The 3812-nt window shown below is 69.6% G+C and carries 4 protein-coding genes; 1 reads left to right on the plus strand and 3 read right to left on the minus strand.

Going from position 1 to position 3812, the window contains the following annotated elements; all coding sequences use genetic code 11:
• The 3 genes from yicI to ACZ7BZ_RS38250 all read right to left on the minus strand — a co-directional run.
• Window positions 1-1413 (minus strand): alpha-xylosidase (gene yicI / locus ACZ7BZ_RS38240; RefSeq protein WP_470362406.1); only part of this gene is annotated, 1413 nt, incomplete at its 3' end.
• The gene (locus tag ACZ7BZ_RS38245) at window positions 1410-2804 is read right to left on the minus strand and encodes a GH1 family beta-glucosidase (protein WP_470362408.1); all 1395 of its coding nucleotides are present in this window, start codon (window positions 2802-2804) and stop codon (window positions 1410-1412) included. The genes yicI and ACZ7BZ_RS38245, both read right to left, overlap by 4 nt.
• 56 nt (window positions 2805-2860) lie before the next feature.
• Window positions 2861-3157, minus strand: coding sequence for an acetylxylan esterase (locus ACZ7BZ_RS38250; RefSeq protein ID WP_470362407.1), 297 nt, complete (start codon window positions 3155-3157; stop codon window positions 2861-2863).
• A 552-nt stretch (window positions 3158-3709) separates the two neighbouring features.
• On the opposite strand from ACZ7BZ_RS38250, the gene ACZ7BZ_RS38255 reads away from it, so the two are divergent.
• Window positions 3710-3812 (plus strand): LacI family DNA-binding transcriptional regulator (locus tag ACZ7BZ_RS38255; protein WP_470362409.1); only part of this gene is annotated, 103 nt, incomplete at its 3' end.

Consider the following 3812-nt stretch of genomic DNA (forward strand, 5'->3'; position numbering starts at 1 on the left):
CCCGCCCACCGTGGCGGAACGGGCGAACAGCATCGCCTCCCCCTCGCCCCGCACCTCACGCAGCAGCCCGAACACCGCCTCGTTGTACAACTGGGTGTAGTAGTTGTGCATCCGCTCCGGATCGGAACCGTCGTGCCACACCACATCGGTGGGGATCCGCTCGCCGAAGTCCGTCTTGAAACAGTCCACCCCCACATCCAGCAGGGCGCGCAGCTTGCCCGTGTACCAGGCGGTGGCGGCGGGGTTGGTGAAGTCCACCAGCGCCATGCCCGGCTGCCACAGGTCCCACTGCCACACACTGCCGTCCACCCGCCGCACGAGGTAGCCCTCGCGCATGCCCTCCGCGAACAGCTCCGACTTCTGCGCGATGTACGGGTTGATCCACAGGCAGATACGCAGCCCCTGCTCCTTGAGCCGCGCCAGCATGCCCGCCGGGTCCGGGAACGTCTCCTCGTCCCAGCGGAAGTCGCTCCACTGGTACCCGCGCATCCAGAAACAGTCGAAATGGAAGACACTGAGCGGGATGCCGCGCTCGGCCATACCCCCGACGAAGCGGTTGACGGTGGCCTCGTCGTAGTCCGTGGTGAACGACGTCGTCAGCCACAGACCCAGCGCCCACGCCGGCGGCAGCGCGGGACGGCCGGTGAGCCCGGTATAGCGCTCCAGGACCTGCTTGGGAGTCGGACCGTGAACGACGAAGTACTCCAGCGACTGGTCCTCGACACTGAACTGCACCTGCCCCACCGACTCGGAACCGACCTCGTAACTGACCTTGCCCGGATGGTTGACGAAAACGCCGTAACCCCGGTTGGTCAGGTGGAACGGGACGTTCTTGTACGCCTGTTCGCTGCTCGTGCCGCCGTCCGCCTGCCAGATGTCCACCACCTGACCGTTGCGCACGAACGGCGTGAACCGCTCCCCCAGGCCGTACACCAACTCACCCACCCCCAGCGACAACTGGCCCAGCATGTGGTGCCGGCCGTCCGCGTCGGTGACGAAACCCGTCCCCCGCTCCCCCACCGTCGTCAGCACCCGGCCACCCGCACTGAACTCCAGCCGCCACGGCTCGGACGCATCCACCCGCAACGTCAACTCACCGGAACTCAGTTCGACCACGTCGCCGTCACGGCACACCTTGCCGGCTCCCCGCTCCGCGCCGGGCAGCACGAACTCGGGACCGGGCTTGACCGAGCCGGCGTGATGGGTGGTACGCACCCCGATCACGCCCTCCGCCGGAGACCAGCACTCCACGGTCAACAGCGGGCTGTTGAGCGTGTCACCACGACCACGCACATGCCTGACCGGAGCGAACAACGTCAACCGGTCCTCGCCGGCACGCACATCGCCGACCTCGGTGGCATACCGCGCCGTGACGCCCGGGCGCATCAACCAGTAGCCGTCGGTGAACTTCATCGGGCGGTTTCCTCCGTCCGCGCACGATGCGCGGTGATCAGGCCCCGGTACCAGTCATAACTGTCCTTCGGGGTTCGGGTCAGGGTGTCGTAGTCGACGCGGACCAGGCCGAAGCGCTGATCGTAGCCGCGGGCCCACTCGAAGTTGTCCAGCAGCGACCAGACGTAGTAGCCGCGCACGTCGACCCCGGCCGCGATGGCGTCGGCGACGGCGGCGAGGTGGCCGGCCAGGTAGTCGATCCGCTCGGCGTCGTGGATCCTGCCGTCGGGGGTGACGCTGTCGGCCTCGGCGGAGCCGTTCTCGGTGATCCAGATCGGCGGGAGCTGCGGGTAGCGGTGGTCGAGGTCGCGGAGCAGTTCGGTGAACGCGGACGGGACGACGGGCCAGCCCATGGTGGTGAGCCGGGTGCCGTACGGGTTCGGCTCGGCGACGCCGATGTCCGTGGCGGTGCGCAGTTCCGGGTCGGCCTCGCGGTGCGGGGCGGCCTCGACGGTGATCGGCCGGTAGAAGTTGATGCCGACGAAGTCCAGCGGCGTGCCGATCAGTTGCAGGTCTCCCGGTCGGCGCCAGGGGCCGTCGGCCAGGCCCTCCCAGGTCTCGGTCTCGTGCCCGGGGTAGCGGCCGGCGAACAGCGGCTCGGTCCAGACCTCGTTGTGCAGCACCTCGGCGCGGCGCAGGGCGGCGAGGTCCTCGGGCCGGTCGGAGGCGGCGTGCAGGCGGTCGAGGTTGAGCGTGATGCCGATCTCGCGGGCGCCGACGGCCCGCAGCTCCCGGACGGCCAGTCCGTGGCCGACCATGAGGTGGTGGGCTGCGGCCAGCGCCCCGCGGCCCTCCCGGGCGCCGGGTGCGTGCCGACCCTCGGCGTAGCCGACGAAGGCGGAGCAGAACGGCTCGTTGAAGGTGATCCAGCGCTCGACCCGGTCCCCGTAGCGGTCGGCGGCGACGTTCGCGTACTCGGCGAAGGCCTCGGCCGTCTCCCTGACCCGCCAGCCGCCGCGGTCCTCCAGGGCCTGTGGCAAGTCCCAGTGGTAGAGCGTGGCGGCGGGTGCGATGCCGGCGGCCAGCAGTTCGTCGATCAGCCGGTCGTAGAAGCCCAGGCCCTTCGCGTTGACCGGCCCGCTGCCCTTCGGCAGCAGGCGCGGCCAGGAGATCGAGAAACGGTAGCCGTCGACGCCGAGCCCGCGGAGCAGGGCGATGTCCTCGGGGTAGCGGTGGTAGTGGTCGCAGGCGGTGTCGCCGGTGGCGCCGCCGAGGGTACGGCCCGGGGTGTGGCTGAAGGTGTCCCAGATGGACGGACCCCGGCCGTCCTCGTCGTGGGCGCCCTCGATCTGGTAGGCGGCGGTGGCCGCGCCGAAGCGGAAGCCCGGGGGCAGTTCCGGGAAGTCCTGGATAGTCACGTCACCTCATGGGGTCTCGGGCAGTTCGGACACGGGTCGCGGTGGTGCGGTCACCACGTGGGCGCGGGCCCGCGCTCGCGCAGCCAGGCCGGCTGGACGGGCGGGTTCGAGCCGCAGCCGCCGGCGTGGTCGGCGAACTGCCACACCGTCATCGTCCGGTCCTCGCCCGCGTAGTGGTTGAAGGCGGCGTAGACCGTCCGCGGCGGGCAGACCGGGTCCATCAGAGCGACGCTGAACAGAGCCGGAGGCGCAGGAGTCCGCTGCCAGGACTCGTCGAAGTCCTCCGGAACGGTCGACTCGGGACGGCAGCCGACGAGTTCGTCGATGCCGAAGTCGGTGACGGGCATGGGGCTTCCTCCGGGTGGGGCGCGCTTGGGCTCGGCGATCACGAGTCGAAGCGCCTCGACGCTGACACGACCCGTACGGATCTGTCAACTACCGTGGAAACCAAGGATTCTGCTTTTGTCCAGCCTCTTGCCCCAACTGGTGACGCGTCGTTAGTCTCGCCGAAACATTCAAGCGCTTCGACGCTTCGGTGAGGAGGAGCCGGACCACCATGCGATCCGGGTCGCACCGCAGGATCAGCGATCCCCACGGTGTCGCCGCAGGGACTGCGCGGCCGACGTCAGCGCACTCTGCCGTCTCCGCCGTCACCGCGCTCTCCTACACGGTCGGCCACCGGATGGCGGTGACGGTCCTCCCCCTGGTACCACTGGTGACCCTGTACCCGTTCATACATAAGCACCTGCGTACCGGTGTCCGCACCGGCGCGATCAGGGGCTGAGCAGTCCGCACCGGGCCCCACGGGCCCCACGCACCGGAGCAGTCCCTCCCCGGGCCTCCTCCACCGTACGAACGGGAACACACCTCACCCGAACCGACACGAAGGAACCACAACGATGGTGACACTCGCCGATGTGGCCAGGCACGCCGGCGTCTCGTCCAGCACGGTCAGCTACGCCCTCAGCGGCAAGCGCCCGATCTCCGACGAGACCAGGCTGC

The sequence above is a fragment of the Kitasatospora sp. NPDC036934 genome (assembly GCF_055608425.1).